Origin of the sequence: Rhizobium sp. TAL182 (genome assembly GCF_002117725.1) — a bacterium.
In the GTDB taxonomy this organism is placed as follows: domain Bacteria; phylum Pseudomonadota; class Alphaproteobacteria; order Rhizobiales; family Rhizobiaceae; genus Rhizobium; species Rhizobium esperanzae.
On record NZ_CP021027.1, the window covers coordinates 198,313 to 222,554 of the forward strand.

Consider the following 24,242-nt stretch of genomic DNA (forward strand, 5'->3'; position numbering starts at 1 on the left):
CCTTCGGGTCCGCGGGTCTCTTCTCTCTCTGACGTCCAATTTTACTCCAGCAAATCCGGCGTCAAGGACGGCGCGTCTCCCCCAATTTTTCCGCTGCTGCGTTTCACTGCGCTCTGGAAAAATCGGTTCCCCCGCTTGCGAGCCGCGTTCCGCGGTCCTTGACCCCTCTTTGCAAGAGAGTGGCCGATCTCCGTCATCAACGAAGGAGATCACATTATGACAACCGATCAGAACCTCATACTCTACACCAAGTTTGCCGGCTTCCGGCTCGTCGTCCTGGCAAACCGCTTCGGCTGCGACAGCGATTTTTCGCGAGAGCTTCACGATCGCCTGGTTGAGGGGCTCGACGCGGCAATCGATCGGATCAGCGTCATCATGGAATTGGAACGAAGTGTTCTCATCGGGGAGGATGAATTCGCCGAATATCAGCTGGAGGGCGAGATCGAGATTTTCGGGCGCTTCACTATCAATCTGCTGGACGAACTCGAAATTGATTACGACACGCATGAATTCCGCGTCAACGGCGGCGATTGGATGAGCGCTTGGGCTGCCGACGACACTGGCGTCGATATCAACTATCCTGAGCTCGTTGCGCTGATTGCGGACGAACTCGGCTCGCTGGCGCCGATCATCAAGGATATCACGTTGGCAACTCGCATCCCGGTCTATGCGGGGCGCGTCGTTTGGTCATGGTGGTAGCAGCACCATCTCACATACTGAGAGGCGACAGACGAGGTTGCCTCTCAGTTGCCGATGGCCCTCAAGTGAGCCGAGGAAGGACGGCTGCGAAGTTTCACAACAATCGCAGTAATGTTGTAAATGCTGTAAATTCCAGCGATAGCAAGGAAGCCCAATGCCGAAGCCAAGCGGGACGTATTCAACCAGTGACCTCTCACGTAAATCCGGCGACATCATCGCCGAGGCGCTGCGTCATCCGGTGACGATCACCCAGCGGAACAAACCCCGGCTGGTTCTCCTCAATATCGAAGATTATCAGCAACTGATCAGGCAGGCAGACCGACGCACCGTCGGCACTATCGAAACGATGCCCGATGAGCTTTTTGCCGAACTCGAAAACGCCGTCGACGCCTATGCCGGCGAGGACGAGGTGGGCCGCTCATAAAACCACGATCATAGCACCGGTTTGACGAAACGATTGACCTTCGCTGCCTGATCCATCTCCTTTCGCCGGAAGTAGATCGCCCGGCCGCAGCGGATCGGACTATGCCCCTGGACGATGATGATCTGCTCGTCCTTCCTCATCGACTGGGTGATCTCGTGCGGCATGATCAGCGGCCGGCGCTGGAAGTTGACGTTCTCGGATCTCCTGGATGCATTGTTCTTCGTGTCCCAGCCGATGTTGCGGGAACTGCCCTTCACCTCCACCGTCATCTCGCCACATTGCGCAGAGAGGTTGCGCGCCGTGTCGAGCGCCTTGATCGCTGCGTAAGAGGCGAAAGCGCAGCCATCGATCCATGACGTCGCGCCATCCTTCCCGAAATGCCGCTCCAACTGCCCGACCGACTGGTACATCAACATCATCGAGATGCCGTACTTGCGGCCGCGGTCGCGCGCCTCCTCGAGCACCCTCATGTAGCCGAGCAGATCGACCTCATCGAGCATGAACAGCGCCCGGCGCTGGAAGGCGCCGTCGGCCTGCACCATGGCGTTGATGAGCGAGCCGATGATCACACGAGCGATGCCCGGATAGGAGCGCAAGATCGATGCGGAGATGTTGAGGAAGACGTCCTTCTTGCCCGAAACGATATCACCCGACTTGAAGGCATTGCCGCAGACGAGCGCGGCATAGCTGTCGAGCGACAGCCACTGGGTATCCTTCGATGCTGTGGAATAGACGCCCGAAAACGTCTGCTCGGTCATGTTGGTGAAGACGCCGAGCGTTTCGCGGATGAAGGCCGAACCGGAATGCTCCTGAATGTCGCGCAGCATAGCGAGCACCGAGGGCTCCGGTTCGGAAACGATCTGGCGGAGACTGCGCAAGCTTCGCCGGCCCTCATATTCGGGCGAGAGCATCACATGGGCGAGCAGACCGGTCAGGAGGTTGTGCGCCTGGTTCTGGAAGTAGGATCCCGTCGAGCTTTCGAAGCGAAGGCTTTCCGACAGCAGCATATGGGCAATGCCGACGATGTCCTCTTCCTTTTGCTTGGATGCTTCGATCCCGTCGAGCACGTTGAAGCCCATGATCGGGTTCGTCGGATCGAGCACCATGACCTCGCGCCCGAGCGCATTGGTGCGGTGCTCGACGACCATGGGCGCGACCTCAGTGGAAGGATCGAGGCAGATCATGGGTCCGGTATATCTGAGCGCCGTCGGCACGACGTTGCTGGTCGTTTTGTATCCGCCCGATCCCGCGAAAAACAGCATATGGGTGGAATCGAAGTCCTGTCTGTAGGTGAGCAATGGCGCCTTCCCGCCCTGTCCCCATGTGCTGCGATCGTTTACATCGAAGGGAAGCGCATGGATGATTTCCTTGTCGACCCGATAACGCTCGCCGACCACGATTTCCCCATCCGGCGGGAACAGCTTTCCTGCTGCCGTCATGGGCAGCCAATCGGCATCTCCAAATATTCCACGCCGGGCACGTTTTATTTCATCTGGGACGACGACGGAGATGCGGGCCGACATCGCCACTGCCATGAAGCCGGCGACGGCGGCGATGACTGCGACCATATCAAGATAGGACAGCGCTCGATCCCATGTGATCACTTCGGCCTGCACAGCAGGTGCAAGCCGGCCGAATTCGCGCAGCGCATAGAACGCGGCAACACCGAGAAAATACAAAAGGCTTGCCATGGCGACCGGCCTTCGCCGATGCAGCGGCAAGGCCCAAACTGTCAGAAGTCCGGCAAGAGGTCCGAACAGTAGAGGCGGCACAGGTGCTGCGCGCAGGAACCAGTGTTCTATCTTCCCGGACATGCCGGCGGCGAGTCCCGGCCATCGCCAGCCAACAATGTAGATTGTGATCGTGGTGACGGCGATCGGTACCAAAACGAGTAACAGGCTCGGATGCGGTTTCCCTCTTAGGCCCATCTTACTTTCTCCTCGAGATGCGATGAACCGTTCCTCAGAGAGGAGACCTTGAAAGCCTCTTCGCCGATATCGCGCAGCCGCCGATGCTCGATGGAGCCTGGGACGAGCCTTGCCATTTCTATGAGGCCGCCGAGCAGGAACGCCCGATCCGCCTTCGATAGCCCGGCTTTGACGACGATCCCGCCGAGCAGGATCTTTTCGCGCGTGTCGCGCTTGCGGTCAGCCGTCATGTGGAACCTGCCCCTGCGCTCCAGCGCCGCTATCTGCTGGTCGACGCGTTTGAGGAGTGGGGCCAGCGGCGCCTTTCCTTTCCCCCTTCCGAAATCGCGCGGCGATTTCCTCGATGATCCGATCGACCTCCTCGTCGGCGATCTCCATCTCCGCCAGCCCGGTTCTGGTCGCGGCGCGGGCAAACCGCTCGGCCGATTTAACTATCAACAATCGTTTGCGTTCGCGCAGCTTTTCGATCTGGGCGTCGAGATCGGAAATCGATGATTTTGTCGCCATTCCTGGTTCCTTTTCTGCTTTGATGTCGAAGGTGCGATTATACTAACTAGAATAAAACAGTAAAATGCGCTACCGTGCAACCAGAAAAGCGGCATCGGCCCTTCGGTCCGATCTGTTTGAGGGCGCAATATACGTCGCTGTCGCGACGTGCTTGGGCCAGTCTGGAGACGCCAGTGGCGATCATGTTCGTCAGAGCGCAGGTGATCAGCAGGGGATCGGGACGCAGCATCGTCTCGGCTGCCGCCTATCGCCACCGCGCCCGGATGATGGACGAGCAGGCGGGAACGTCGTTCAGCTATCGCGGTGGGGCGGGCGAACTGATGTATGAGGAACTGGCGCTGCCGGATGAGATCCCGGATTGGCTGCGGTCGGCGATATCAGGTCAGTCCGTCAGCAAGGCCAGCGAAGTGTTTTGGAATGCCGTTGACGCCTTCGAGACGCGGGCAGATGCGCAGCTCGCCCGCGAACTGATCATCGCGCTGCCGGAGGAGCTGACGCGGGCCGAGAATATCACGCTGGTGCGCGAATTCGTCCGCGACAATCTCACCTCGAAAGGAATGATCGCCGACTGGGTCTATCACGACAAGGACGGCAACCCGCACATCCACCTGATGACGACGCTCCGGCCGCTGACGGAGGAGGGGTTCGGGGCAAAGAAGGTTCCAGTGCTTGGTGAGGGTGGCAAGCCGCTGCGTGTCGTCACGCCGGACCGCCCGAACGGCAAGATCGTCTACAAAGTCTGGGCGGGCGACAAGGAAACGATGAAGGCGTGGAAGATCGCCTGGGCGGAAACGGCCAACCGGCATCTGGCGCTGGCCGGACATGACATCCGCCTCGACGGTCGCTCCTATGCCGAACAGGGCCTCGACGGCATCGCGCAAAAACATCTCGGGCCGGAGAAGGCGGCGCTGGCGAGGAAGGGCAGGGAGCTCCACTTCGCGCCGGCCGATCTCGCCCGCCGCCAGGAGATGGCCGATCGGCTGCTTTCAGAGCCGGAGCTTTTGCTGAAGCAGCTCGGCAATGAACGCTCTACCTTCGACGAGAGGGATATCGCCAGGGCGCTGCACCGTTATGTCGACGATCCCACCGATTTTGCCAACATCCGCGCCAGGCTGATGGCGTCGGACCAATTGGTCATACTGAAGCCGCAGGAGATCGAGGCAGAGACAGGAAAGGTGTCGGAGCCCGCGGTGTTTACGACGCGGGAGATGCTGCGCATCGAATACGACATGGCGCAGTCGGCGCGGGTTTTGTCGGAGCGTCGCGGCTTCGGTGTTTCCGAGCGGAATGTGACGGTGGCGATCGAACGCGTGGAGAGCGGCGATCCAAAGAATCCGTTTCGGCTCGATGCAGAGCAGGTCGATGCTGTCCGTCATGTCACCGGTGATGGTGGCATTGCCGCTATTGTAGGCCTTGCCGGCGCCGGCAAATCGACGCTGCTTGCTGCCGCACGTCTTGCCTGGGAGAGCGAGGGACACCGGGTGATCGGTGCAGCCCTTGCCGGCAAGGCCGCGGAAGGGCTGCAAGACAGTTCCGGCATCAAGTCGCGGACGCTTGCCTCCTGGGAACTGGCCTGGGCCAATGGGCGCGATACGCTCCATCGCGGTGATGTGCTGGTGATCGACGAGGCCGGCATGGTGGCCTCGCAGCAGATGGCCCGTGTGCTGAAGATTGCCGAGGAGGCTGAGGTAAAGGTCGTGCTGGTCGGCGATGCGATGCAGCTGCAGCCGATCCAGGCCGGTGCTGCCTTCCGGGCAATTACCGAACGCATCGGCTTTGCAGAGCTTGCCGGCGTGCGCCGCCAGCGTGAGGCCTGGGCACGTAATGCCTCGCGGCTGTTTGCCCGCGGCGAGGTCGAGAAGGGCCTCGACGCCTATGCCCGGCATGGCCATCTGGTCGAGGCAGGGTCACGCGAGGAAACGATCGATCGGATCGTCTCCGACTGGGCTGCTGCGCGCAGAGAGGCAATAGAGCGATCAACGTCTGAGGGCGGGGATGGCCGCCTTCGCGGTGATGAACTGCTGGTGCTCGCCCACACCAACGACGATGTTCGCAAGTTGAACGAGGCGCTGCGATCGGTGATGACGCAGGAGGGAGCGCTTGGCGAAAGCCGCAGCTTCCGGAGCGAGCGGGGCGCACGGGAATTTGCCGCCGGCGATCGGATCATCTTCCTGGAGAACGCCCGCTTCCTTGAGCCGCGCGCCAAGCACTCCGGGCCACAGTATGTGAAGAACGGCATGCTCGGCACCGTCGTTTCCACCGGCGACAAGCGTGGAGATCCGCTGCTTTCGATTCTGCTCGACAACGGCCGCAAGCTCGTCTTCAGCGAAGACAGCTATCGCCATGTCGATCACGGCTATGCCGCAACGATCCACAAATCGCAGGGCGCCACCGTCGATCGCACCTTCGTGCTGGCAACCGGGATGATGGACCAGCATCTGACCTATGTGTCGATGACGAGGCATCGCGACCGCGTCGATCTTTATGCGGCCAAAGAAGATTTTGCGGCAAAACCTGAATGGGGACGCAAGCCGCGTGTCGATCATGCCGCGGGTGTGACCGGCGAGCTTGTCGAAACCGGCCAAGCCAAATTCCGGCCTGATGACGAGGATGCCGACGACAGCCCTTATGCCGACGTCAGGGCGGACGACGGAACCGTCCATCGGCTTTGGGGCGTGAGCCTGCCGAAGGCACTCGAGGAGGCCGGCATCCAGGAAGGCGACACCGTGACGCTCAGAAAGGATGGTGTCGAGCGGGTCAAGGTCCAGATTGCCGTAGTCGACGAGAAGACAGGTCACAAGCATTACGAGGAGAGGGAGGTCGATCGCAACGTCTGGACGGCCAGTCAGGTCGAGACCGCTAGCGCACGACAGGAGCGCATCGCGCGGGAAAGTCATCGGCCGGAACTCTTCAATCCGCTCGTCGAACGCTTGTCGCGCTCCGGTGCCAAGACGACGACGCTCGATTTTGAGAGCGAGGCCAGTTACCGCGCACACGCGAACGACTTCGCCCGGCGCCGCGGGCTCGATCATCTCTCTTTGGCCGCAGCCGAGATGGAGCAAAGCCTTACCCGGCGCTGGGCGTGGATTGCCGCAAAGCGGGAGCAGGTGGAAAAGCTCTGGGAGAGGGCAAGCGTGGCGCTCGGCTTTGCCATCGAGCGGGAACGGCGGGTCGTCTACAATGAAGAGCGGAGCCAGACGATGGTCGAAGCGACGTCCAGTGACGCGCGAACTGCATCCCACTCCGTCTCGGGCGCAAGTGCTGCTGAAACACGCTATCTGATCCCGCCGGCCACGTCCTTTGTCAGCAGCGTCGAGGAGGATGCGCGGTTGGCGCAGCTTGCGTCGCCGGCCTGGACGGAGCGGGAGGTGATCCTGCGGCCGCTGCTGCAGAAGATCTACCGGGATCCGGATGCAGCGCTCGTCTCCCTGAATGCACTGGCGTCGGATATCGGGGTCGCACCCCGCAGGCTCGCCGACGACCTTGCGGCAGCCCCTGGTCGGCTTGGCCGGCTGCGTGGCTCCGAGCTGATCGTCGACGGAGGCGCGGCGCGTGAAGAGCGCAATCTCGCTGTCGCGGCCGTGAAGGAACTGCTTCCGATGGCCCGTGCCCATGCGACCGAGTTCCGCAGGAACGCCGAACGGTTCGTACTGCGCGAGCAGACGCGCCGCGCGCATATGTCATTGTCGATCCCGGCGCTCTCCGAACGCGCCATGGCACGTCTGATGGAAATCGAGGCGGTGCGCCGCCAGGGCGGGGACGATGCCTACAAGACGGCCTTTGCGCTTACCGCCAAGGATCGATCGGTGGTGCAGGAGATCAAGGCGGTGAGCGAAGCTTTGACGGCCCGCTTTGGCTGGAGCGCATTTAGCGCGAAGGCGGATGCGATCGCTGAACGCAACATTGTCGAGCGCATGCCGGAGGACCTCACGGATGAACGGCGCGGAAAGCTGACCCGCTTGTTCGACGCCGTGCGACGCTTTGCCGACGAGCAGCACCTCGCCGAACGTCGGGATCGTTCGAAGGTCGTCGCCGGCGCCAGTGTTGTTCGGGGCCAAGAGACAGAGAACGGACCGGGGAAGGAGAATGTCGCCGTGCCGCCGATGCTTGCTGCCGTCATCGCGTTCAAGACGTCGGTCGACGATGAGGCTCGATTGCGGGCGCTCTCCAACCCTTTCTATCGCCAGCAGCGTGGCGCATTGGCCAACGCGGCAACGACAATCTGGCGCGATCCGGCTGAAGTCGTCGGCAAGATCGAGGAACTTCTCCAGAAAGGTTTTGCCGCCGAGCGCATTGGAGCCGCGGTGACCAACAATCCTGCCGCCTATGGTGCCTTGCGTGGTTCGGATCGCCTGATGGACCGGATGCTGACCTCTGGCCGAGAGCGGAAAGAGGCTGTGGCGGCCGTGCCGGAAGCTGCAGCGCGCCTGCGCGCGCTCGGTGCGGCCCACCTCAATGCCCTCGATGCCGAACGCCAGGCTATCACGGACGAACGGCGGCGCATGGCGGTTGCCATTCCAGCTCTTTCGAAAGCTGCGGAAGAGGCGTTGGCGCACCTGACGGTCGAGGTGAGCAAGGACAGCAGGAAGCTGAGTGTTTCCGCCGCTTCCCTCGATCCGGGCATTGGCCGGGAGTTTGCCGCTGTCAGCCGAGCGCTCGACGAGCGCTTTGGTCGCAATGCCCTCGTCCGGGGTGACAAGGATCTTGTCAACCGCGTGCCGCCGGCGCAGCGTCGAGCTTTCGAGGCGATGCAGGAGCGGCTGAAGGTCCTGCAGCAGACTGTCCGTCTGCAGAGCAGTGAGCAGATCATAGCGGAGCGGCGCCAAAGGGCTGCTAGCCGCGCTCGCGGCATCAACCTCTGAGACTCGAAGAAAAGCGGGGGGACGAAATGGTTGGTCGATTGGAAAAGCACTACGACCCGATTGTCCCGAGATCGATCTTCCTTTGGGTGGCGGAGCGGTCGAAGCTACTGTTCGTCCGTTCCGCAGCGGTCGTTGTAGAGGCGATTGCAGGTTTCACCAGATCGGGTGCCGTCTGCGTGAAGCCACTCTATAGCCCCCTCGGACACGGACGTGGCCAGAAACAAGCCTGCTTCCAGCAGCGCGCGGATGCCACAGAAAGTGACGAGGTCTCGCGCTGAGACCGTGAAGAACAGGCTTTCACTGGTCGGCCTTATGATCGCGCCTCCACCTTCGAAAGCTAGAAACCTGTCAGGTCCCACGGAGACGAGGGATTGGTAGAAGTTCTCGATTTGCGTGCAGATCTTGTCGGCAACGTGCTGCGTGCGCGTGATTGCGACACACGCTTCGGCGACGTGCACGCACTTTGGAACATCTTCCTCACCCGCGAATGATGGCGCTCGTGGCAGGACCAGATGCGCGTTGCACGGCGGGCTCAGCTCAACGAAGTGACGGACTTCGCCAATCGATTTCTTCATGCTGTTCCTGCCTATTTGGAGAAAAAAGGCTTTTAGAGGTGGCAAAGCGCTGAGGGCTGCTCAACGTGATGGAGCGCTTTCTGCTGACGCGAACGTTGTTCCAGTTGAGGCTCGTGAAGACGTGACGCAGTTGCGCTTACGCGACGGTGAAGATGAGGAATCGCTAAAGGGTCCAAGATCGCCCCGATAGCCGCCTTGCTTCGGATTCCGGGTAAAGGCGGTAGGGAAGGTCCGCATAGACATATTCTGCCGGAATCGCGGGTGGGGACAGCTTCGATAGGAACAGGTCGAGATTCTCCCGACTGTTGCTGGAGACAAGCGTGTAGAAATTGCCGCTGTTCCAGGTGACGAATGAGTGTCCAAAGAACCGGCGTAGTGTTTCGCTCATCTCCGAAAGGGTGACTTCGTTTCGATCCATTCGCGTTAGCACCGTCTCTTCCTTGGCGCGAATATCTGACGCGCTGAAGAAGCGAGCTTTGAAGCTATGGTCCTTCTGGCGTTCCCGCCGCCGATATTCCTCGGCGTCTTCATGCCTGAACTTCTCGACGAACATGAAGAGCCCGTTGGTCTTGAGATGCTGCGAGACGAAACGGATCTGATCGAAGCGATTTGGCGAATACATCTGGAAAGTCGTGTCCTCGAGGATGATATCGAAACCGCTGCCAAACTTTCGGAGCTCCACGTCTTCTTGGACCCTTTGCGATGTCAAATGATGAAATGGTCCGTGAAAAAACATGGCGTGAGGAGGAACGCCATAGGCATAGAAGCTTCTAAGGTTCTCGACGTTGGGACTGCAGGACAGTGTTTCTATCTTGCCATTGCCAAGTTCGCCGATCACACGAGCCATCGTCCCCTCGGCTGTACCTAGCGTGTAGAGCTGCAGTTGACCCTTTCTGGCGCGCGCGTATTTGAGGATCGCGCTGCCTATGCGGCACTCCTCTTCGAGGCGGTAGGGTATGCTGCTCAGGTAGTGCTTATCGAATGGACCTTGGCGCAGCGGATGAAGGGCTGAAAAGCGCCTGAACGTCATGTCCACTGGGAACAAGCGGCGATCGAGCTCAGGCGGACGGATAGGCATTCCGGCCTCACCGGATGCGGTGGTCGAAAAAAACTCAGAAAGCTCGTTAAGGCGAGGGGCACGGTCGCACTCCTCAATGAAGTCGGCAAATTCACACATGCGAAAGCCTGCCTTTCTCTCGCACCATCGCGTTTTTGGGATTCAGGAGGGAAATCGCGCATCCTGAAAAGATTGTGCCGTCAGCGATGATGTCGGCAGAAGATGATCGCGAACGTCATGTTTTCGCATCCACGATTTTGATTGGTTTTCATGAAATTGACATGAAATTCGACCTGAGGTTAAAGCCTGGCTTGTTGACAACTTGGGGTGAGGTAGGGTCGCTACCACACCGGTTTTTCAAGGGAGCAGCTTTCGAGTGGGGATCATTCCATCAATTCACCCCGAGAGGATGAAGAAGTCACAAGGGGAGATCATCCTTCACCAGCAAGGCCTTTGGAGCCATGCCCGCGCAGATGTCGTTCGCCGGCGCAGTCTCGGGCGACAGGTTATCGACGTTGTCGCGGATGACCACCTGATCTTCCTCAACATAAGGGGTACGGCGGCATCCGGCGAAAACTTTCTGGACGGACGAAGAGTCGAGTTCAGTCCGCGTCCAGACGGCTCGCTTGTTTACATTCCGCCCGGTTGCCATTGGAGCGGTTGGGATGAAGGCGATGCTGAGGGTTGTTATCTTATGATAACCGTGACGCAGGATTTTTTTTCCAACCTTACAACTAAGCTGCCGCGCGTCGGCACCTTACGTCCGGAGCTTGGATTTAGAGATCTGCCGATCCAATGCTTGGCGCGGCAGATTGCCGGAGAACTTTCACACGACGATTCCATGGGGAGTCTGATCGTTGAAGGGCATCTCGCGGCTATCTTCGGACTTCTGCAGCGCCGCTCCGGCACATCTGGCAGATTGTCTCGAGGAGGATTGTCGCCTACCGTTCTCAAGCGCGTGATAGGGCGGATTGAAGCTCACATCGATCGACCTCCGAGCGTGCGCGCTCTGGCTGAAGAGGCGGGATTGACCTACGAGCATTTTTCCCGCGCTTTCAAGCAGTCGCAAGGCTCGACGCCCTATGGCTTCTATAACCAGCGCCGTCTCGAACGCGTGACCGACCTTCTCCGCACAACTGCGATCAGCGTGACCGAGATCGCAATCGCCTGTGGCTACTCCAGCGGGAGCCACCTCTCGACCAGATTTCGCCGAGAGACGGGATTTTCCCCTGCCGAGTACCGGGCGCTCTGGAAAGAATAGCTGGTTCTGGACGAGAGATAATATCAAATTCATGAAAGCCGCCAGCTATTCAGAAGAATAGCATGTCCCCATGAACCTGCCAGTAGGGAGTGTGGATGAAGTGGGCGCGACAGAAAGCAGCGGCATGGGGTATTATGCCTCTCGCGGCATCTATCTCTTCTGTGTTCTGGCGTCGGCCACCGGCCGCAATGTCTACTTCGTGCTGGCGGCATGGGTTGCGACAGATGTCAGCAAGAGCACGAGCGCTCTCGCCATCCTTTTGGCGCTCGGCAGTGCCGCCGAGTTGCTCACCAGCAATGTTGGTGGGGTTCTAGTTGATCGATTTGATCGTCGCTTCGTCTGTATCGCTTGCGATTTATCCAGGTTGATCCTCATATTTTCAACGGGCATTGGTCTCTCGTTCGGTCACCCACTTGATGTTCTTTGCCTATCGTGGACCATCTTCGCGTTCCTCGACAGAACCTATTCGACTGCGCTGCAGGCCATCATTCCAGACATCGTTCGTCCTAAAAACCTCACTTCATTCAATTCGGCGTCTTATATTGCGATGCAGGCGGGCAATCTCATCGCCGCCATCGTCACCGGGTACAGCTTAACCGCCATCGGGATGAATCTGACGTCGATCCTCCCTGGCGCCTTTTTCGGCCTATCACTGTTGGGGCTGCTGGCACTCGGCCGACTGCCGCTTTCTCGTTCTCGATCGGATTTGCAGGCGAAGAGCATTCGTCGGATGGATCTGTTGCCGATGACCTTCGTCGTTCACTCACTGAAGACCACCGCCGTCATGTATGCGTTGACCTATGCGATGGGCATGCTTGTGAGTGTATTGGGCGCCGCATATGTCACCCGTGAACTCATGGGGTCGGCGCTAGAGTTCGGTTATCTCGAGGCAGGTTGGGCCCTCGGTTCGATTGCGGGCTGTTCAACCCTTCTTCTCAGAAGGGCGCGTTCGCGACGACAAAGCATCCTCTTCCAGTCGGCGCTCGCTGGCATTGTTCTGTTGGGCTTTCCTGTTTTCCAGAGCTTTTTGTCCGCGCTCGTTCAACTGGTGTTGCTTGGCTTCTGCTACAATGTCACGCGAATCCTGATCGATGTACGGGTTCAATCGACTGTTTCGATTGACATGTTGGGGCGGGCGCGAAGCCAGATCCACACGATCTGTGTTTCGATAGGGCTTCTTGCGTATGGCATCATCGGGACGATCGGAGACGCAATTCCACCTTCGGGGATTTTCGGCCTCTTCGGGGCGCTGATGGTGACCGTCGCGCTCTTCTTTTACTTTAACATGGATCGGGGAGCGCCGGTGGAAAGGCGGTTCGTCTGAGGATGGAGACGTCGCCCAATAGTGACCTGGTTTCAAAAGGTGAGGTGTTGGCCCTCATTTTTGAATTATTCCCTTGGTTGCGTCAGTTTGAGCAGGCAACGCTGAACGACTACGCAAAGGCGGCCTTCTCGGTTGGATCGGATCGATCGGGGTGCGTCGCGCGAAGCCAGGCAATGTCTTTATTGCGGTCACGCGTGGCGGCCGTCGCGCAACGTCAGGGTTATTCAGCAGAAGCCGCATCGCGCTTTCAAACCGAAATCGAAGTCGCTCCGGTGCTGCAGTGTGGCCCCCACCTCCACCTGTTGATCGAGCCTGACGCCTTTTACACCCATCTGTTCTCCCTGATGGGACTTCGCGCGCATGGCAGGACATCCTATATCTCCTACGCTTGCTCGACAGTGAAGTTCGTAGAACGCGGTCGCAAGGGTCCGGCCTGGCTCCACGTCGATGGCGATGCAGTCAATGTCTTCGGGCTGTCGCGCAGCAAAATGATCCCCTACAGCATTCTTGGCAGAAACGGCTGCTACAGATTCCATCTTCAAAACGTCGACAGGCCCGGTGATGACTCGGAGGCAATTTCCTACTTGCGAGACCTTTTGCCTCTTGGCGAATTCCAGTCGGCGGCAGAGGCGCTCAAAGCGGCAAATCTTTGCCTCTGGAAGCGGTATTCTGAGAGCCAGGTGGACTTTCTTCAGCTTGATGATAGCGACGTTGCCGATCTGGTCGCGGACCACCTTTCCGATGGCCGGTCCTGGCTGCGAGCCTCGTTGATCGAGGACCGAGCATTCGCGATGCGCCTCATCCATTTCATCGATCAACTCGCTGACACGGCTTGGCGAGGCTGGCTGAAAAACTCGACGCATTTTTTCTGGGGCTGCATTGAAGGGCGGCTTTTTCCACTTTGGCTGGATGGCAGGGTCCTCCGGTCGAAGGAGACAGATGATGTCTGTGTTGAATTCTCGCCGCCAAGTCTTGTGGAGGCCCTGAGAACTGGCCGGATCGTTCCGAACCTTCTGCTGATGTTCATCGTAACGTCGATCCTGCCTGGCGTGCGTGTCCTGGGTGGAAGTCGGCATACGATCTATTATCCGTTGATGCGCTGGGCATTCTGCGAGGCGTTGAGGAACAACCATCGTGACACACAGCTTCTCAACGCACTGTCAAAGGACGAACGGCCGGGGGTTTGGGGCCATCGCATCATCTCCTCGCCGTGCGAGCCATTTTCGCTGTTGAATGCTTTTAGCCGTGGGGGAATTGAAACGCTTCTCGGGCAGTTCGGCAAGATGAGCATTATCGACGCTTGCGGGCCCCTTTCCAGCTTCACCCAGGACCCCCTATGGGCGGAGCTTGCGGTAGCCTATTCCTCCGGGAGAGTGGGCAGACAATCCTCGCAATGGGCGTTCCGCTGATCGCACCTCCTTTGGTTTTCTGACCACTTTACCGCCCAAAGCGTGACCTCTCGCTTTTGAGACAAGTGTCCGCGCGTAAAGCGAAGCTATTGAATCTTGTAAAGAATTCGGTTGCGCGGCGGGCGGATTTCAACTACCTTTGGCAGCGAGGCAGTACGCGCTGCCTTGGGGATTAGAACCCCCTGTTAGCGGTTGGTGTCGGCCGATTCGGCACCACACTCCTTGACCTTCGGTCGAGGAGCCTGTGGCGTATGTCCAGGTTCCTCGGAACTAAAGGCCACAGGGCCGTCTAGCACGGTGTTCTAACTCCCCGATCAGTGGGTTGAGCGAGTTATTCCGCGGGGGCGCACCGCGTGAAACTCTCCATCGGGGTGTCCACCATGAAGCGCTATGCAGCAGCACAGGTCCGGACTTCGAGGCCTGCGCAAGCCGAACAGTCGAATTTAGCGCGCGAGTTGGTGCATCCAGTTGATCGGCATGTCGGACAGCAAATCCGTATCCGCCGAATGCAGTCGAATGTATCCCTAGGGGATCTCGGCGCCGGCATCGGGGTGAGCTTGCAGCAGGTACAAAAATATGAAAGCGGCAAGAACCGCGTCAGCGCTTCGATGCTCTACGAGCTTGCCAATTGCCTCAAGATCCCTGTTTCGAGGTTTTTCGAAGGCCTTCCAGATCCCGAAACCACTCAGGGCCAGCAAATCATAACAGAGATCGATGAGAAGATTGCCTATATTTCCACGGCGGAGGGACGGCGTCTGATAGACGACGTTTTGCTCCTTTCTCCGCGTGTGCGCAGCCGGGTCGTTGCCCTCGTCAGCTCGATTGTCGATGAAGAGATGGAAGAACAGAAGGACGTTTCCCCATGAAAAGACCAACAAGAGCGCGGCCGCAAATTGGCCAGCGGTTCGTAAAGTTCTCGTCGCGCACTGCAGGTTTATTCCGCATCTAAAAAACGATCTGGCCGACGTTCTTCTCTCGGTCAAGCACAGTGCCAAAACCGGTACTGCGGTCGGCAAGATCGTCAAGGATATCTGCCGCCGTTCTGCCATCGGCAAGCACAGGGAAGGGGAGGCGATCGCGTGCAGGATTGGATAATGCCTCGGTTCCCCCGATCACAATCGGGCGCAAGCGGATATTCTCCAGCCGTCCGCTAGATTCAAAATTGCAGGTCGCGATGACGCTTCTCCACACCTCCGGCGGGCTCCATTCCTGTTCGTCCTTTTCCGTATGGAAGAGGAAGTTGCCAAGGCCGTAGAAAATTGGCGTATTCCGATATATCTCGACCGCTTGAAGGACCGGAGCGCCATGGCTGACAAAGAGGCCTGCGCCCGCGTTCACGCAATCGTGCGCAAATTCTCGCACCCAGGCGGGGACTTGCTGCCAGTTCGGCTCCCAATGGTGATGATGCAAATACACGATGACGAGTGTGTCGCGGCCCGCTTCTTCCGCGATCGCCGAAAGGTGAACCCAGGCGCTGTGCCGGTCCACGACGATGCGGCGAGCCGTCTCATCTGATCTGCGAAACACGGTTCCATAGAAATCAATTTCGTCTTGGCCATGAAGATCAGGCGGATTCTCCGGCTGGGCATAGTTCGCGCGCTCCAAGGGCGAACTTAGAAGACGCTCTTGAATGGAGCGAAGCAGGTTGAATGTTCCCGTTTCCAGGTCGAATACCCTGGAGACCTTCAGCCTATTGATGCCGGGCCTTGCTATCCTGCCCTCAGTTGCGTCCTCGGCGTACATGAAAGACGGGCCTGGCCCAGCGTCCATGGCAATCAGCGCAACATTTCGGGATCCGAACGTCATTTTCTGTGCCGTGGAAGCGTGATGCTTGTTGTGGCCGATGCCGGCATACAGGAAATTGTGTGCCGCAACCTCCTCCAGCGTCGAGAGGATCCCCGGCGGTCCAAGATCGAAAGCATGGTTGTTTGCCAGAGCCAGGCTATTGAAACCAAGCTCCTTCAACGCGGCCAAGACATCCGGCGTTGCAGCGCCGAAATAGCTGCCTTTGAGCGGCCATCCACCATGACGACCATAGATAGTCGTCTCGAGATTGGTGAAGGCAACATCGCTTGCTTTGAGGATCTCGGCGATCTCAGCGAGCCGTGGATCGCCGATCGCTCGAAGATCATGACGGATGAGCGACTGGCCGGTGACAGCAATGGAAAAGGGTGCGGACATATGGTTTACCTTCGATCTTTGGGACTGCCGACTGCTCACGCGCTATGGCTTCGGGGGAAATGCGTGTCGTAGAGCCAGTGTCTAGTTCGATGTCTGCGGCGAAACATCGATCTTGAACCATTGCTCGCTCAGCCGCTTCAGGGTTCCGTCGCTCGTGGCGGCCTCGATGGCGCTATCGAATGCCGCAACCAGTTCGCCGTCGTCTTGCCGAAGCCCGACGCCGACACCCGGGCCCCACAGGCCACCGGAGAGCCGCGGGCCGTAGAGCGTTGCAATCCCGCCATCCGTGCTGTCGAGGAAGGCTTTCCAGGTGAAATAGTCGGCAAGGCCGCCATCGATGCGCTCAGCTACGAGATCGAGATGCATGTTGTCCTGGGAATCGTAGCTCCTGATCGTCGCGACCTTTCCGAACAGTTCATTGAGCACCGCTTCCGAATTCGATGATCGCAATACGCCTAGAGTTCTGCCGTTGAGAGCGGCTCGAAGCTCCTCAATCTTTGCCTGCTTTTCAGGATCGATAGTTGTGAGGTCGAGCTCGGCCGACGTATCCGTGGGCGGAAGATCGAGATCTTTGAGTATGACGAGTTGGTTGAAACCTCCGGCGTAGGGCTTGGAAAAAGCGATCGATTTCTTCCGCTTCTCAGTTATCGCCATCCCCGACATGATGGCATCGAACTTTCCAACGGTGAGCGCCGGTATGATTCCGTCCCAGTCCTGAGGCACGAAAGTGCACTCGAACTTCATCCTCCGGCAAAGATCGCGGCCGACGTCGATGTCAAAGCCGGCGAGCTCCCCTTGGGGGGTGATGGCATTCCAGGGCGGCGAAGCACCTTCAGAGGCGATTGTCAGTGTCTTCCTGTCCATTGCTCCCGCGTTGTTGGCGCAGACGACAAGAGACAGGGCAAGCAGAAGTGTTCGTTTCACGACGATGTTCCTTTCATTGCTGAGTTTGATTGTTGGCGTCCGGGATGTGGGCTGGCGTCAAGTTTCAGCCGAGGCGAGAGGCGGCTTGTCGTCCGCTCTTCGACGTACGCGTTGCGCCGGCGGTGGACGGTTTGCCGTCGGCGTCCAACGCGTCTCCAGCATCTGGAAACCTTGCGTAATCAAGAGGGTAAGCAGCAGGTAGAAAGCCCCCGCGGCAATGAAGACCTCGTATGGGGCGAATGTCTCCGACACCAGCTGCCGGGCGAGCCCGGTCACCTCAAGCAGCGTGATGGTGCTTGCAAGGGAGCTTGCCTTCAGCATTCCAACCACCTCATTTGCATAGGCGGGAAGAGCGATCCTGAGGGTCAAAGGGAACACGATAAGACGGGCCGTGTGGAAACGGGAAAGGCCCAAGGATTTGGCCGCTTCAATCTGCCCACGCGGTACCGCCTGGATCCCGCCGCGCAGAACTTCTGTCGTATGGGCGGCGCTGTTCAGGGTGAAAGCAATAAACGCGCACCAGAATGGCTCTCGCATCACGGCCCATAGAAAGCTTTGGCGGACGAGGGGAAGCTGGCCAATCCCGTAGTAAATCAGGAAAAGCTGAACCAGAAGCGGCGTGCCGCGGAACGCATAGGTATATGCCAGCACGGGCGCGGAAGCCCACGGATTTGATGATGCCCGTAGGAAGGCGAGCGGGACCGAGACGGCGAAGCCTGCGGCAAGCGATGCGAATGTCAGAACCAGAGTGAGAAGAAGGCCGCGGGGAAGGGTGAGAAACGCTTCAAGCGCGATGGTCATGCTCATTGTCTCAACCTTTCATCGCCGGGAGCGAATAGCGGCGCTCCAATAACCGGAACGAAAGAAGCGACAGGCTTGTGAGGGCGAGGTAGATTGCAGACGCTGCGAGATAGAAGGGGAGTGGAGCGCGCAGTGAGCCCGCGCCTATATAGGCGACGCGCATGACATCCGTCAGCCCGACGACGGAAATCAGCGATGTATCCTTTATCAAGGAGATGCAAAGGTTGCAGAATGCCGGCAGAGCGATCGGGATCATCTGGGGAATGATGATCAGAAACCAAATCTGCGCGTTCGAAAGCCCGAGCGCCGCTGCAGCCTCTCGTTGGCCCGGTGCAACCGCGTTGATCGCACCACGGAATATTTCCGCGGCGTACCCACTGAACACGACGGTCAGTGCCGCGACACCGGCCGCGAATGCATTAATCTCGATGTAGCCACCGGCAATCGCGCTCAAAAGGGCGGTTCCGCCGAAATACGTCAGGAGGATGATCAGAAGTTCCGGAACACCCCGGATGATGCCCGTGTAGGCCCGCATGCACGATGAAACCGACTTGCGGGTCGAGTTGCGGAGAACGGCAATAAGCAAACCTAATAGGGTCCCGAAAGCGCAGCTCAAGGCAAACACTAAAAGTGTGTTCTTCAATCCAGATAAAAATTGATCTACAAATGCGTACAATGCAAGTCTCCAATATTCTTGCGAGCGCACCGAAATCGGAAAGGTATTCTCCCGACATATACTAAGAGCTTGCCGAGATTTAACCGAGGGTAGATTGGATTTATTAGCTTAACCAGCGCTCTAAGTTTGGCGTATGTCAAAAATATACTTTGACTTGCCGCCGTCAATTTATAAGATTCAGGAAGTTTTGATAAGCGCAACTTATGAGGCGCGTCGCTCGACCACGATTGAGATTCCCGGCCATGGAAATCACCGACTCCGGAGTGAAGATCCGCCACCTTCAAATATTGCGGGAGGTTATGCGCGCCGGCTCGGAAAGGCTCGCAGCGCAGATGTTGCGAATAACCCAGCCGGCGGTCAGCCAAAACATCAAGCAGCTAGAGGAGACTGTCGGCTTCGCGCTCTTCCGCCGGGAAAACAACAGGTTGATCCCCACCGTCAAGGCATGGGAATTTCTACGCACAATCGACGCGGCGTTTGCCGGACTTGATCGGATCGGACCGTCAATCGACTTCCTGCGGAACAACGATACGCGAATGATCGGCATCGCGGCGCCAAGCGCTTTCTCCTTCGCGACCTTGCCGAAAGTGGTCAAAAGGATTCGGGAGAGAAGCCGCTCTTACGCCGTTCAGGTGAAATCAGGAACTTATGAGCAGATTGCAGATCATGTGTTAAACGGCCGCTCGGATCTTGGCATCTCCCGATTGCCTCTTGATGAGCGCATTCTTGATTGGGTGCCCGTCGGCTCGGCCACCAACGTATGTCTTTTTCCGGCCAACCATCGATTTGCGGCACAGCAGCTTGTCACTGCCGAAGATCTTGCTAGTGAGGCGATCATCGATATCGACCCGCAAATTGCCTCTCACCAAATGAGCGTCAATGCCCTTCGATATATGGGAACCGCTCCTGACATCGCCGTGGAATATGACGCCAATGGCCATGACATTGGCTATGTCATGGCAGGGATCGGCGTTTCGATTACGAACGAGATCATTGCGAGCGAATATGCTGAATTCGACGTTGCATTCCGCGAATTTCAGCCAGGGGCAACATATCACTACGTCGTCGTTTGGCAAAAAGATCGAAAGCTGAGTGATAGCCTAAGATTTGCATTGGAAGAGATAGTCGCGGCTTTGACAGATCGGGCTGCTTGACGATCGCATCGAGGTATGACCCTCGCACCGGAAAACAGATGTTGCGAGTTCATGCTGAACCGCGAGTTGTGCGCGTAAGCTTAGAGCGGGATGATTTTAGGTAGACCCGTGAGAAGGATTCCCTATGACGCAAATCAGATTCATCCTTCTGGCCGGTCAGGAGGCTGAGCTGGATGGCGAGACCTGTTTCGAATAACCGCGAGAAGTTGTAGAAGCGGTGATACAGGAGGGGTGTGGTGCCGGGCGGCGGTGCCGGGCGGCGTCCAAGCGCTTCCGCATTGGCATCAGCATCGCGATCGATTGGGTGCGGCGCGTGACGCGACGGACAGCGCAGCCCGGCAGGATGAGTAGCCACAAGCCGCGAACGGCGGTGGCTTACCTAAGCCACCGAGCAGATAGTTGCGCCATATCGTAGAAGAACATCGCGACAATCGGAACTGCGTCGGTTGGCAGAAGCGGACCGGTTGTTTGTGCGATCATTGGTGCCATGTTCTCTTTAAGTGATTCTGCAGTTATCTTAAAATGGCGGATGACACTTCAATTGGACGCAATATCGACTAGAGCAAATCCTGTTCAATCCGGCTCATATCCAGCAGCCCTGAAGTAGTTTGCGCATTCTGTCGGCGTGAAGCGGAGCATCAATGCGCCTAGGACGTCCCATAGAGCATCGATCTTTCGTTCCGCGCCCTCCGTGGTTGACTGCGGCCCCTAAACCGGGACCGCGTGCCGGTGGCGACGGAAGCTATGAGATCACATGCTCAATGCGCTCGAGGTGGTGCTGAGGCACGATCTGAAGGGGTTCCTCGGCCGCTGCGATTTCCTCGACCGTAAGTCCGGTGGCGATGGCCAGGTCCTCAAGGCTGTAGCCCTTCGCAATCCTGGCTTCGCGGCGACGAGCGGCTGCGGAGGTGTTGTCGGCGGTAGCAAATTGATCCATTCCAAACTCCAAATCACGTTGATGTAGCGGCTGAGGGGGATCTGTCCCCGATGGGTTGGCTCCTTCGTGGTGCCGACTCGGTCAGAGGTTAGCCGCAACCTGCCGAGCCGCTTGGTTTCTCTTCGCAGACGACGCTCTTGCGTGGCTTCCGCCGCGATCTTGTTCTGCGTTCGGATGCCGAGCGCTCCTGCATTAGCGCTGTTGTTCTAGTCCTGCTTTCTATGACAATCAATCCATGGGTTTGCTCATAGGCACACGACGAGCCGTACCAACTGCCTGGGAAGAATTGTCCGCTACTGATTAACTGCGGTCGCAGATATGCCTTGCGCGATCTCATCGTCGAAGTGAACCATCTCGCCCGAGGCCATGTGCAGCGCGTCCGCGACATCGCCGAAGCGCGCCTCACCATAACGGAGGCCGGAACTTATTGAATCGGCGCCCGTTCGTAAGGACCGACATTAGGAGGATCTCACCATGGCAACCACATCCAAAGCCCCCAGCCAGGATCGTGCTCGCGTCGCAGGTGGTCAGGATCACGAGGTGAAGTACGAAGCCCGGAAGGAAGGCATTTCCAAGGAAGCGGTGAAGAAGACCGTGAAGAACGTAGGCAACAGTCGCAAGAAGGTCGAAGCCGAACTCGACCGGCACTAATCCGGGTTGGAGAGTTCAACCGTGAGGGTCCGCAGCCATAAAGTCAGCGGCGGAAACAGCCGCTGAAAGTCTGGCTCCGACGGATCATAACGCAGCGGCGGAAGGCGCCTGACTGCAGGAGTTGACGACCCCGCAGGAAGCGTTTCGGAGCAAGGCTATCGAAGCTGCGGGATACAGCGCCGTCGAGCAAAGCCAAAAGTATTGGGACGCCGGAGCGTTTCTTGCAAACGGGCGGAGCCGCATCGCATGAGGAAGGGGCTGGCGAGCGAACCCAACGAGCTCCAAAGTCGCGATACGCGACGGCGTCGGCTGACTTTACCTGCAGAACAGAATTCAGAGGCCGACAGACCGTGGGGCACCGCGTGCGGACGCCGGTCCCGACCGGTCCGTTCAATCGACTTCTAGAAGCTGCCATCCCGTTTTTGGGACCGGCCAGCATCGTCGATCTTCTCGTGCTCACTGCGCTGAATAGGAAGCGCGGTCGGTATTAAGCCATTCTCCCGTAACGCCAAAGGCGAGCGGCGGAGCGCCGATCAATCGCCCGAGTCGGGTCTCCAGTGTTTGAAACGATGCTCAGGGAAGCGGTCGACGTGAACCTCGCTAATCCTGCGGAGTATTCCATTGCCGACATGCCAGTCGATCAGATCCCGAAACAGGCTTAGCGAGTGCCACGTGCATCGTCGTCCCGATGTGGACTGTAGACTAGCTTCCTGCATAGGGCGATGCGATCCTGAGTTGCGTTCATGTGTCCTCTCCTTCGCGACGGAGAGACCCAAAGCTATGCCGACTAGGCGGCCGCTATGGTGCCGGAAACGTTGGCAAAGTCGGTTAATCGGCATAGTTTGCTGGTCAGTATAAACGTGCTTTTGCCGCGCGCGGCAAAATGCAGTTTGAAGCAGCGTCGCGATCGTCGCCCAAGTCCTGCCGCCGCCTTCCGAGCCGGGTTCATAATGCCGGATTTCCGACGTTTGAAGCAAGGGTCACCTATCCCTTCCATCCACTGGTTGACCAAACCGTCTTGGTAACCGGCAGCCATGAGCACGAAGGCGTTCACTATCTGCTCATTCTGGCACACGGTGGTTCATTTCAAATTCCGGCATGGATGTTTGATCCTGCGGCAAGTTCGATCGAGATCGTAGCTGCGCCGCGCCTTTCGGCAACCAAACTCGTTGAACTGCGCGCCAAGCTTTGTTGCCTGACTATTCCGTTGCGGTCGCTGCGGTCGCCGATTGCACATTCAATACTCCGGGAAAGGCGGCAATACGCAGCGATATGTTTGTCGCGGCACGTTCGGCGCCATGGCGGTCGGCAACTGTATCGGGTTCGGCGGCATGCGGGTCGATCGGGCCGTGGCGCAGGAGGTGCTCGAGCGATTGCAACCTCTGGGAATCGAGGCGGCCTTGCGGGCAATGGAGGCGCACACGCAGCGTCATAGCGACAATCAACAGCAACTCGAGAACTTAATCAAGCAAGCACAATACGAGGCTGCCAGGGCGCGCCGCCAGTATGATGCTGTCGATCCGGGCAATCGGTTGGTCGCCGGCGAACTGGAGCGGCGCTGGAATGAGAAGCTGATCCTATTGCGTGATCTCGAGGTCCAGTTCGAGATGCTCTCGACCGACCGTAACACGCCTGCTTTATCGGCCGACGACCGTACAAGATTGATGATGCTCGGTAGCGATCTATAGTAAGGCATGGCACAGGTCCCGACGCGTCTATCGAGACACGCCAAAAGATCATTCGGCTGCTGATCAAAGAAATCATTGTCGATACCGTTGACGACACATTGGCGCTCGTCATTCATTGGCAGGGTGGCGATCACACCCGGATGACGGTGAAGAAAAACAAGATCGGCCAGACCCGCTGGGCAGTTAAGGCTGATGTTGTCGATCTCGTTCGCAACTTGGCGAGGCAGTTGCCCGATTTGTCGATCGCAGCGATCTTGAATCGATCCGGCAAGCGGACAGGGCATGGCGCCAGCTGGACGCGAAGCCACGTCTGCAGTCTTCGCAACATCCACGGCATCTCCGTCTATCGAGAAGGTGAACGGGCCGAACGCGGTGAGAGAACCCTCGACGAGGCCGCCGACATTCTAAAGGTGAGTCGAGCTACCGCCTACCGGATGGTCAGCAGCGGTGTCCTTCCCGCTCGCCAGTTATGCACCGGAGCGCCGTGGATCATCCAGCTTTCCGACCTTCAACACGAAACCGTGCGCCGCGAAGCCGATGCCAGGCGATCCCGGCGTCCGATATCTCAGGATCCGGTTCAAAATCCTCTTTTATAGACATCATCAGATGAGGAGTATGTCGCGCCCTCGTCACCTTCAGCAAACAGGCTATTTTTTCTTAACGCCTGGGGCTTGATTGCCCGCTCAACATGTGGAGTCCACTTCGACGCGGCCGTCTTTCAGGAAGCGCTCGAAGATATCGCGGCGCGATATGGAATAGCGGAGAGCTCCGCGAGTTTTGATTTTCCGGGTAACGCCCCTTAGCCACGAACAGGCACATGATCCTTGGCGCGATTTGAAGTCCACGTGAATTCCCTTGTCCCCAGCGCAACCGTCGACATTTCTCGCAAATGTCGGGCATCCGCCACTTTTGTCAGGTTTGTCGTGATTGGAACGTTTTGTTCGCCGGTCTCTCCCTCAAATACACATCAACCTGCCCTCAACCCGCCCATTGATAAAAGAAAATCATCTTCTTGGCGCGTCGGAGCAGTTGGCATGGTGTTTGCTGATCCCTGGTTACAAGCGGCAGAAAGCAGTCTGCATTATGCCGGTTCATGAAACGAACGGAACGGAGGCCACCTGACCGTTCGTCATCGGATCCGCGTTCTACCAAGCGGCCATGCATCCGCCGGCGGAAGGGTCAAT

General features: G+C 58.2%; 21 protein-coding genes and 5 pseudogenes. 14 read left to right on the forward strand and 12 right to left on the reverse strand.

Annotated elements, in window-relative coordinates; translation table 11 throughout:
• Positions 1-216 precede the first annotated feature (216 nt).
• Positions 217-699, forward strand: coding sequence for a hypothetical protein (locus Tal182_RS25390; protein ID WP_004676098.1), 483 nt, complete (start codon positions 217-219; stop codon positions 697-699).
• A gap of 154 nt (positions 700-853) precedes the next feature.
• On the forward strand, positions 854-1,123 hold the full coding sequence (locus Tal182_RS25395) for a type II toxin-antitoxin system prevent-host-death family antitoxin (protein ID WP_008536018.1): 270 nt from the start codon (positions 854-856) through the stop codon (positions 1,121-1,123).
• Positions 1,124-1,131: 8 nt separating this feature from the next.
• Here Tal182_RS25395 and traG read toward each other — a convergent pair whose 3' ends face one another.
• Genes traG through Tal182_RS25410 form a run of 3 tightly spaced genes read right to left on the reverse strand, consistent with a single transcriptional unit; the run spans position 1,132 to position 3,558 of the window.
• Entirely contained in the window at positions 1,132-3,051 is a 1,920-nt protein-coding gene (traG, locus tag Tal182_RS25400) for a Ti-type conjugative transfer system protein TraG (RefSeq protein WP_008536019.1), read from the reverse strand.
• Positions 3,042-3,281, reverse strand: a complete 240-nt coding sequence (locus tag Tal182_RS25405; protein ID WP_009983795.1) for a conjugal transfer protein TraD — start codon at positions 3,279-3,281, stop codon at positions 3,042-3,044. Before Tal182_RS25405 ends, traG begins: the two co-directional genes overlap by 10 nt.
• Positions 3,271-3,558 (reverse strand): TraC family protein, encoded by a 288-nt coding sequence (locus Tal182_RS25410; RefSeq protein ID WP_080712064.1) that lies wholly within the window; start codon positions 3,556-3,558, stop codon positions 3,271-3,273. The genes Tal182_RS25405 and Tal182_RS25410 overlap by 11 nt, the downstream gene beginning before the upstream one ends.
• A 173-nt stretch (positions 3,559-3,731) precedes the next feature.
• Between Tal182_RS25410 and traA the strand changes: the two genes are divergently transcribed.
• A complete protein-coding gene (gene traA / locus Tal182_RS25415; protein WP_085861369.1) occupies positions 3,732-8,420 on the forward strand; it encodes a Ti-type conjugative transfer relaxase TraA in 4,689 nt (1,562 codons plus the stop codon).
• A gap of 104 nt (positions 8,421-8,524) precedes the next feature.
• On the opposite strand, the gene Tal182_RS25420 is transcribed toward traA, so the two are convergent.
• On the reverse strand, positions 8,525-8,995 hold the full coding sequence (locus Tal182_RS25420) for a hypothetical protein (RefSeq protein WP_008536021.1): 471 nt from the start codon (positions 8,993-8,995) through the stop codon (positions 8,525-8,527).
• Positions 8,996-9,158: 163 nt separating this feature from the next.
• Positions 9,159-10,172: a class I SAM-dependent methyltransferase gene (locus tag Tal182_RS25425; RefSeq protein ID WP_085861370.1), complete on the reverse strand. Its 1,014-nt coding sequence runs from the start codon at positions 10,170-10,172 to the stop codon at positions 9,159-9,161.
• Positions 10,173-10,461: 289 nt separating this feature from the next.
• Here Tal182_RS25425 and Tal182_RS25435 point away from each other — a divergent pair, with 289 nt between their 5' ends.
• The 4 genes from Tal182_RS25435 (at position 10,462) to Tal182_RS25450 (ending at position 14,912) form a co-directional block, all read left to right on the forward strand.
• Positions 10,462-11,313, forward strand: coding sequence for an AraC family transcriptional regulator (locus tag Tal182_RS25435; protein WP_244597459.1), 852 nt, complete (start codon positions 10,462-10,464; stop codon positions 11,311-11,313).
• A gap of 70 nt (positions 11,314-11,383) precedes the next feature.
• Positions 11,384-12,637, forward strand: a complete 1,254-nt coding sequence (locus Tal182_RS25440; protein ID WP_085861372.1) for an MFS transporter — start codon at positions 11,384-11,386, stop codon at positions 12,635-12,637.
• 2 nt (positions 12,638-12,639) lie between these two features.
• Positions 12,640-14,046: a hypothetical protein gene (locus Tal182_RS25445; RefSeq protein WP_085861373.1), complete on the forward strand. Its 1,407-nt coding sequence runs from the start codon at positions 12,640-12,642 to the stop codon at positions 14,044-14,046.
• A gap of 380 nt (positions 14,047-14,426) precedes the next feature.
• Entirely contained in the window at positions 14,427-14,912 is a 486-nt protein-coding gene (locus Tal182_RS25450; protein ID WP_085861374.1) for a helix-turn-helix transcriptional regulator, read from the forward strand.
• Between the two features lie 79 nt (positions 14,913-14,991).
• Here Tal182_RS25450 and Tal182_RS25455 read toward each other — a convergent pair whose 3' ends face one another.
• The 4 genes from Tal182_RS25455 to Tal182_RS25470 all read right to left on the reverse strand — a co-directional run bounded on the left by Tal182_RS25455 (position 14,992) and on the right by Tal182_RS25470 (position 18,628).
• Positions 14,992-16,227, reverse strand: a complete 1,236-nt coding sequence (locus Tal182_RS25455; RefSeq protein WP_085861375.1) for a CapA family protein — start codon at positions 16,225-16,227, stop codon at positions 14,992-14,994.
• A gap of 81 nt (positions 16,228-16,308) precedes the next feature.
• Positions 16,309-17,151 carry a transporter substrate-binding domain-containing protein gene (locus Tal182_RS25460; protein ID WP_085861376.1) on the reverse strand — a complete coding sequence of 281 codons (843 nt, stop codon included), beginning with the start codon at positions 17,149-17,151 and terminating at the stop codon, positions 16,309-16,311.
• Positions 17,152-17,208: 57 nt separating this feature from the next.
• Positions 17,209-17,958: an ABC transporter permease gene (locus Tal182_RS25465; protein WP_085861377.1), complete on the reverse strand. Its 750-nt coding sequence runs from the start codon at positions 17,956-17,958 to the stop codon at positions 17,209-17,211.
• A 4-nt stretch (positions 17,959-17,962) separates the two neighbouring features.
• A complete protein-coding gene (locus Tal182_RS25470) occupies positions 17,963-18,628 on the reverse strand; it encodes an ABC transporter permease subunit (RefSeq protein ID WP_016737469.1) in 666 nt (221 codons plus the stop codon).
• Positions 18,629-18,870: 242 nt separating this feature from the next.
• On the opposite strand from Tal182_RS25470, the gene Tal182_RS25475 reads away from it, so the two are divergent.
• Both Tal182_RS25475 and Tal182_RS32930 read left to right on the forward strand, forming a co-directional pair.
• Positions 18,871-19,782, forward strand: coding sequence for a LysR family transcriptional regulator (locus tag Tal182_RS25475; protein WP_008536031.1), 912 nt, complete (start codon positions 18,871-18,873; stop codon positions 19,780-19,782).
• A 90-nt stretch (positions 19,783-19,872) separates the two neighbouring features.
• A pseudogene (locus Tal182_RS32930) lies at positions 19,873-20,146 on the forward strand (IS630 family transposase); the annotation flags it as partial.
• A 209-nt stretch (positions 20,147-20,355) separates the two neighbouring features.
• Here the strand turns inward: Tal182_RS32930 and Tal182_RS31935 are convergent.
• A pseudogene (locus Tal182_RS31935) lies at positions 20,356-20,466 on the reverse strand (IS630 family transposase); the annotation flags it as partial.
• Between the two features lie 58 nt (positions 20,467-20,524).
• Positions 20,525-20,719 carry a hypothetical protein gene (locus Tal182_RS25480; protein ID WP_010068053.1) on the reverse strand — a complete coding sequence of 65 codons (195 nt, stop codon included), beginning with the start codon at positions 20,717-20,719 and terminating at the stop codon, positions 20,525-20,527.
• Positions 20,720-21,193: 474 nt separating this feature from the next.
• Between Tal182_RS25480 and Tal182_RS25485 the strand changes: the two genes are divergently transcribed.
• From Tal182_RS25485 to Tal182_RS25515, 5 genes and pseudogenes are all read left to right on the forward strand, one after another.
• Positions 21,194-21,370 carry a DUF3606 domain-containing protein gene (locus Tal182_RS25485; RefSeq protein WP_008536033.1) on the forward strand — a complete coding sequence of 59 codons (177 nt, stop codon included), beginning with the start codon at positions 21,194-21,196 and terminating at the stop codon, positions 21,368-21,370.
• Between the two features lie 883 nt (positions 21,371-22,253).
• Positions 22,254-22,487, forward strand: a pseudogene (locus Tal182_RS32935) (DUF5372 family protein); the annotation flags it as partial.
• Positions 22,488-22,599: 112 nt separating this feature from the next.
• Positions 22,600-22,668: pseudogene (locus Tal182_RS33240) on the forward strand (ATP-binding protein); the annotation flags it as partial.
• Complete coding sequence (locus Tal182_RS25510) at positions 22,669-23,058, forward strand: hypothetical protein (RefSeq protein WP_004674958.1); 390 nt, start codon at positions 22,669-22,671, stop codon at positions 23,056-23,058.
• 98 nt (positions 23,059-23,156) lie between these two features.
• The gene (locus tag Tal182_RS25515; RefSeq protein WP_010005427.1) at positions 23,157-23,654 is read left to right on the forward strand and encodes a helix-turn-helix domain-containing protein; all 498 of its coding nucleotides are present in this window, start codon (positions 23,157-23,159) and stop codon (positions 23,652-23,654) included.
• A gap of 41 nt (positions 23,655-23,695) precedes the next feature.
• Here Tal182_RS25515 and Tal182_RS32940 read toward each other — a convergent pair.
• Positions 23,696-23,825, reverse strand: a pseudogene (locus Tal182_RS32940) (transposase); the annotation flags it as partial.
• Between the last annotated feature and the right edge of the window lie 417 nt (positions 23,826-24,242).

Excerpts from the sequence above, each read along its gene's own strand:
- Tal182_RS25485 (WP_008536033.1), top strand. The coding sequence starts at position 21,194 with ATGGCAACCACATCCAAAGCCCCCAGCCAGGATCGTGCTCGCGTCGCA.
- Tal182_RS25480 (WP_010068053.1), bottom strand. The coding sequence starts at position 20,719 with ATGGATCAATTTGCTACCGCCGACAACACCTCCGCAGCCGCTCGTCGC.
- Tal182_RS25445 (WP_085861373.1), top strand. The coding sequence starts at position 12,640 with ATGGAGACGTCGCCCAATAGTGACCTGGTTTCAAAAGGTGAGGTGTTG.
- Tal182_RS25395 (WP_008536018.1), top strand. The coding sequence starts at position 854 with ATGCCGAAGCCAAGCGGGACGTATTCAACCAGTGACCTCTCACGTAAA.
- Tal182_RS25510 (WP_004674958.1), top strand. The coding sequence starts at position 22,669 with ATGGCGGTCGGCAACTGTATCGGGTTCGGCGGCATGCGGGTCGATCGG.
- Tal182_RS25455 (WP_085861375.1), bottom strand. The coding sequence starts at position 16,227 with ATGTCCGCACCCTTTTCCATTGCTGTCACCGGCCAGTCGCTCATCCGT.
- Tal182_RS25465 (WP_085861377.1), bottom strand. The coding sequence starts at position 17,958 with ATGAGCATGACCATCGCGCTTGAAGCGTTTCTCACCCTTCCCCGCGGC.
- Tal182_RS25405 (WP_009983795.1), bottom strand. The coding sequence starts at position 3,281 with ATGACGGCTGACCGCAAGCGCGACACGCGCGAAAAGATCCTGCTCGGC.
- traG (WP_008536019.1), bottom strand. The coding sequence starts at position 3,051 with ATGGGCCTAAGAGGGAAACCGCATCCGAGCCTGTTACTCGTTTTGGTA.
- Tal182_RS25435 (WP_244597459.1), top strand. The coding sequence starts at position 10,462 with ATGAAGAAGTCACAAGGGGAGATCATCCTTCACCAGCAAGGCCTTTGG.
- Tal182_RS25390 (WP_004676098.1), top strand. The coding sequence starts at position 217 with ATGACAACCGATCAGAACCTCATACTCTACACCAAGTTTGCCGGCTTC.
- Tal182_RS25410 (WP_080712064.1), bottom strand. The coding sequence starts at position 3,558 with ATGGCGACAAAATCATCGATTTCCGATCTCGACGCCCAGATCGAAAAG.
- Tal182_RS25420 (WP_008536021.1), bottom strand. The coding sequence starts at position 8,995 with ATGAAGAAATCGATTGGCGAAGTCCGTCACTTCGTTGAGCTGAGCCCG.
- Tal182_RS25450 (WP_085861374.1), top strand. The coding sequence starts at position 14,427 with ATGAAGCGCTATGCAGCAGCACAGGTCCGGACTTCGAGGCCTGCGCAA.
- Tal182_RS25425 (WP_085861370.1), bottom strand. The coding sequence starts at position 10,172 with ATGTGTGAATTTGCCGACTTCATTGAGGAGTGCGACCGTGCCCCTCGC.
- Tal182_RS25475 (WP_008536031.1), top strand. The coding sequence starts at position 18,871 with ATGGAAATCACCGACTCCGGAGTGAAGATCCGCCACCTTCAAATATTG.
- Tal182_RS25440 (WP_085861372.1), top strand. The coding sequence starts at position 11,384 with ATGAACCTGCCAGTAGGGAGTGTGGATGAAGTGGGCGCGACAGAAAGC.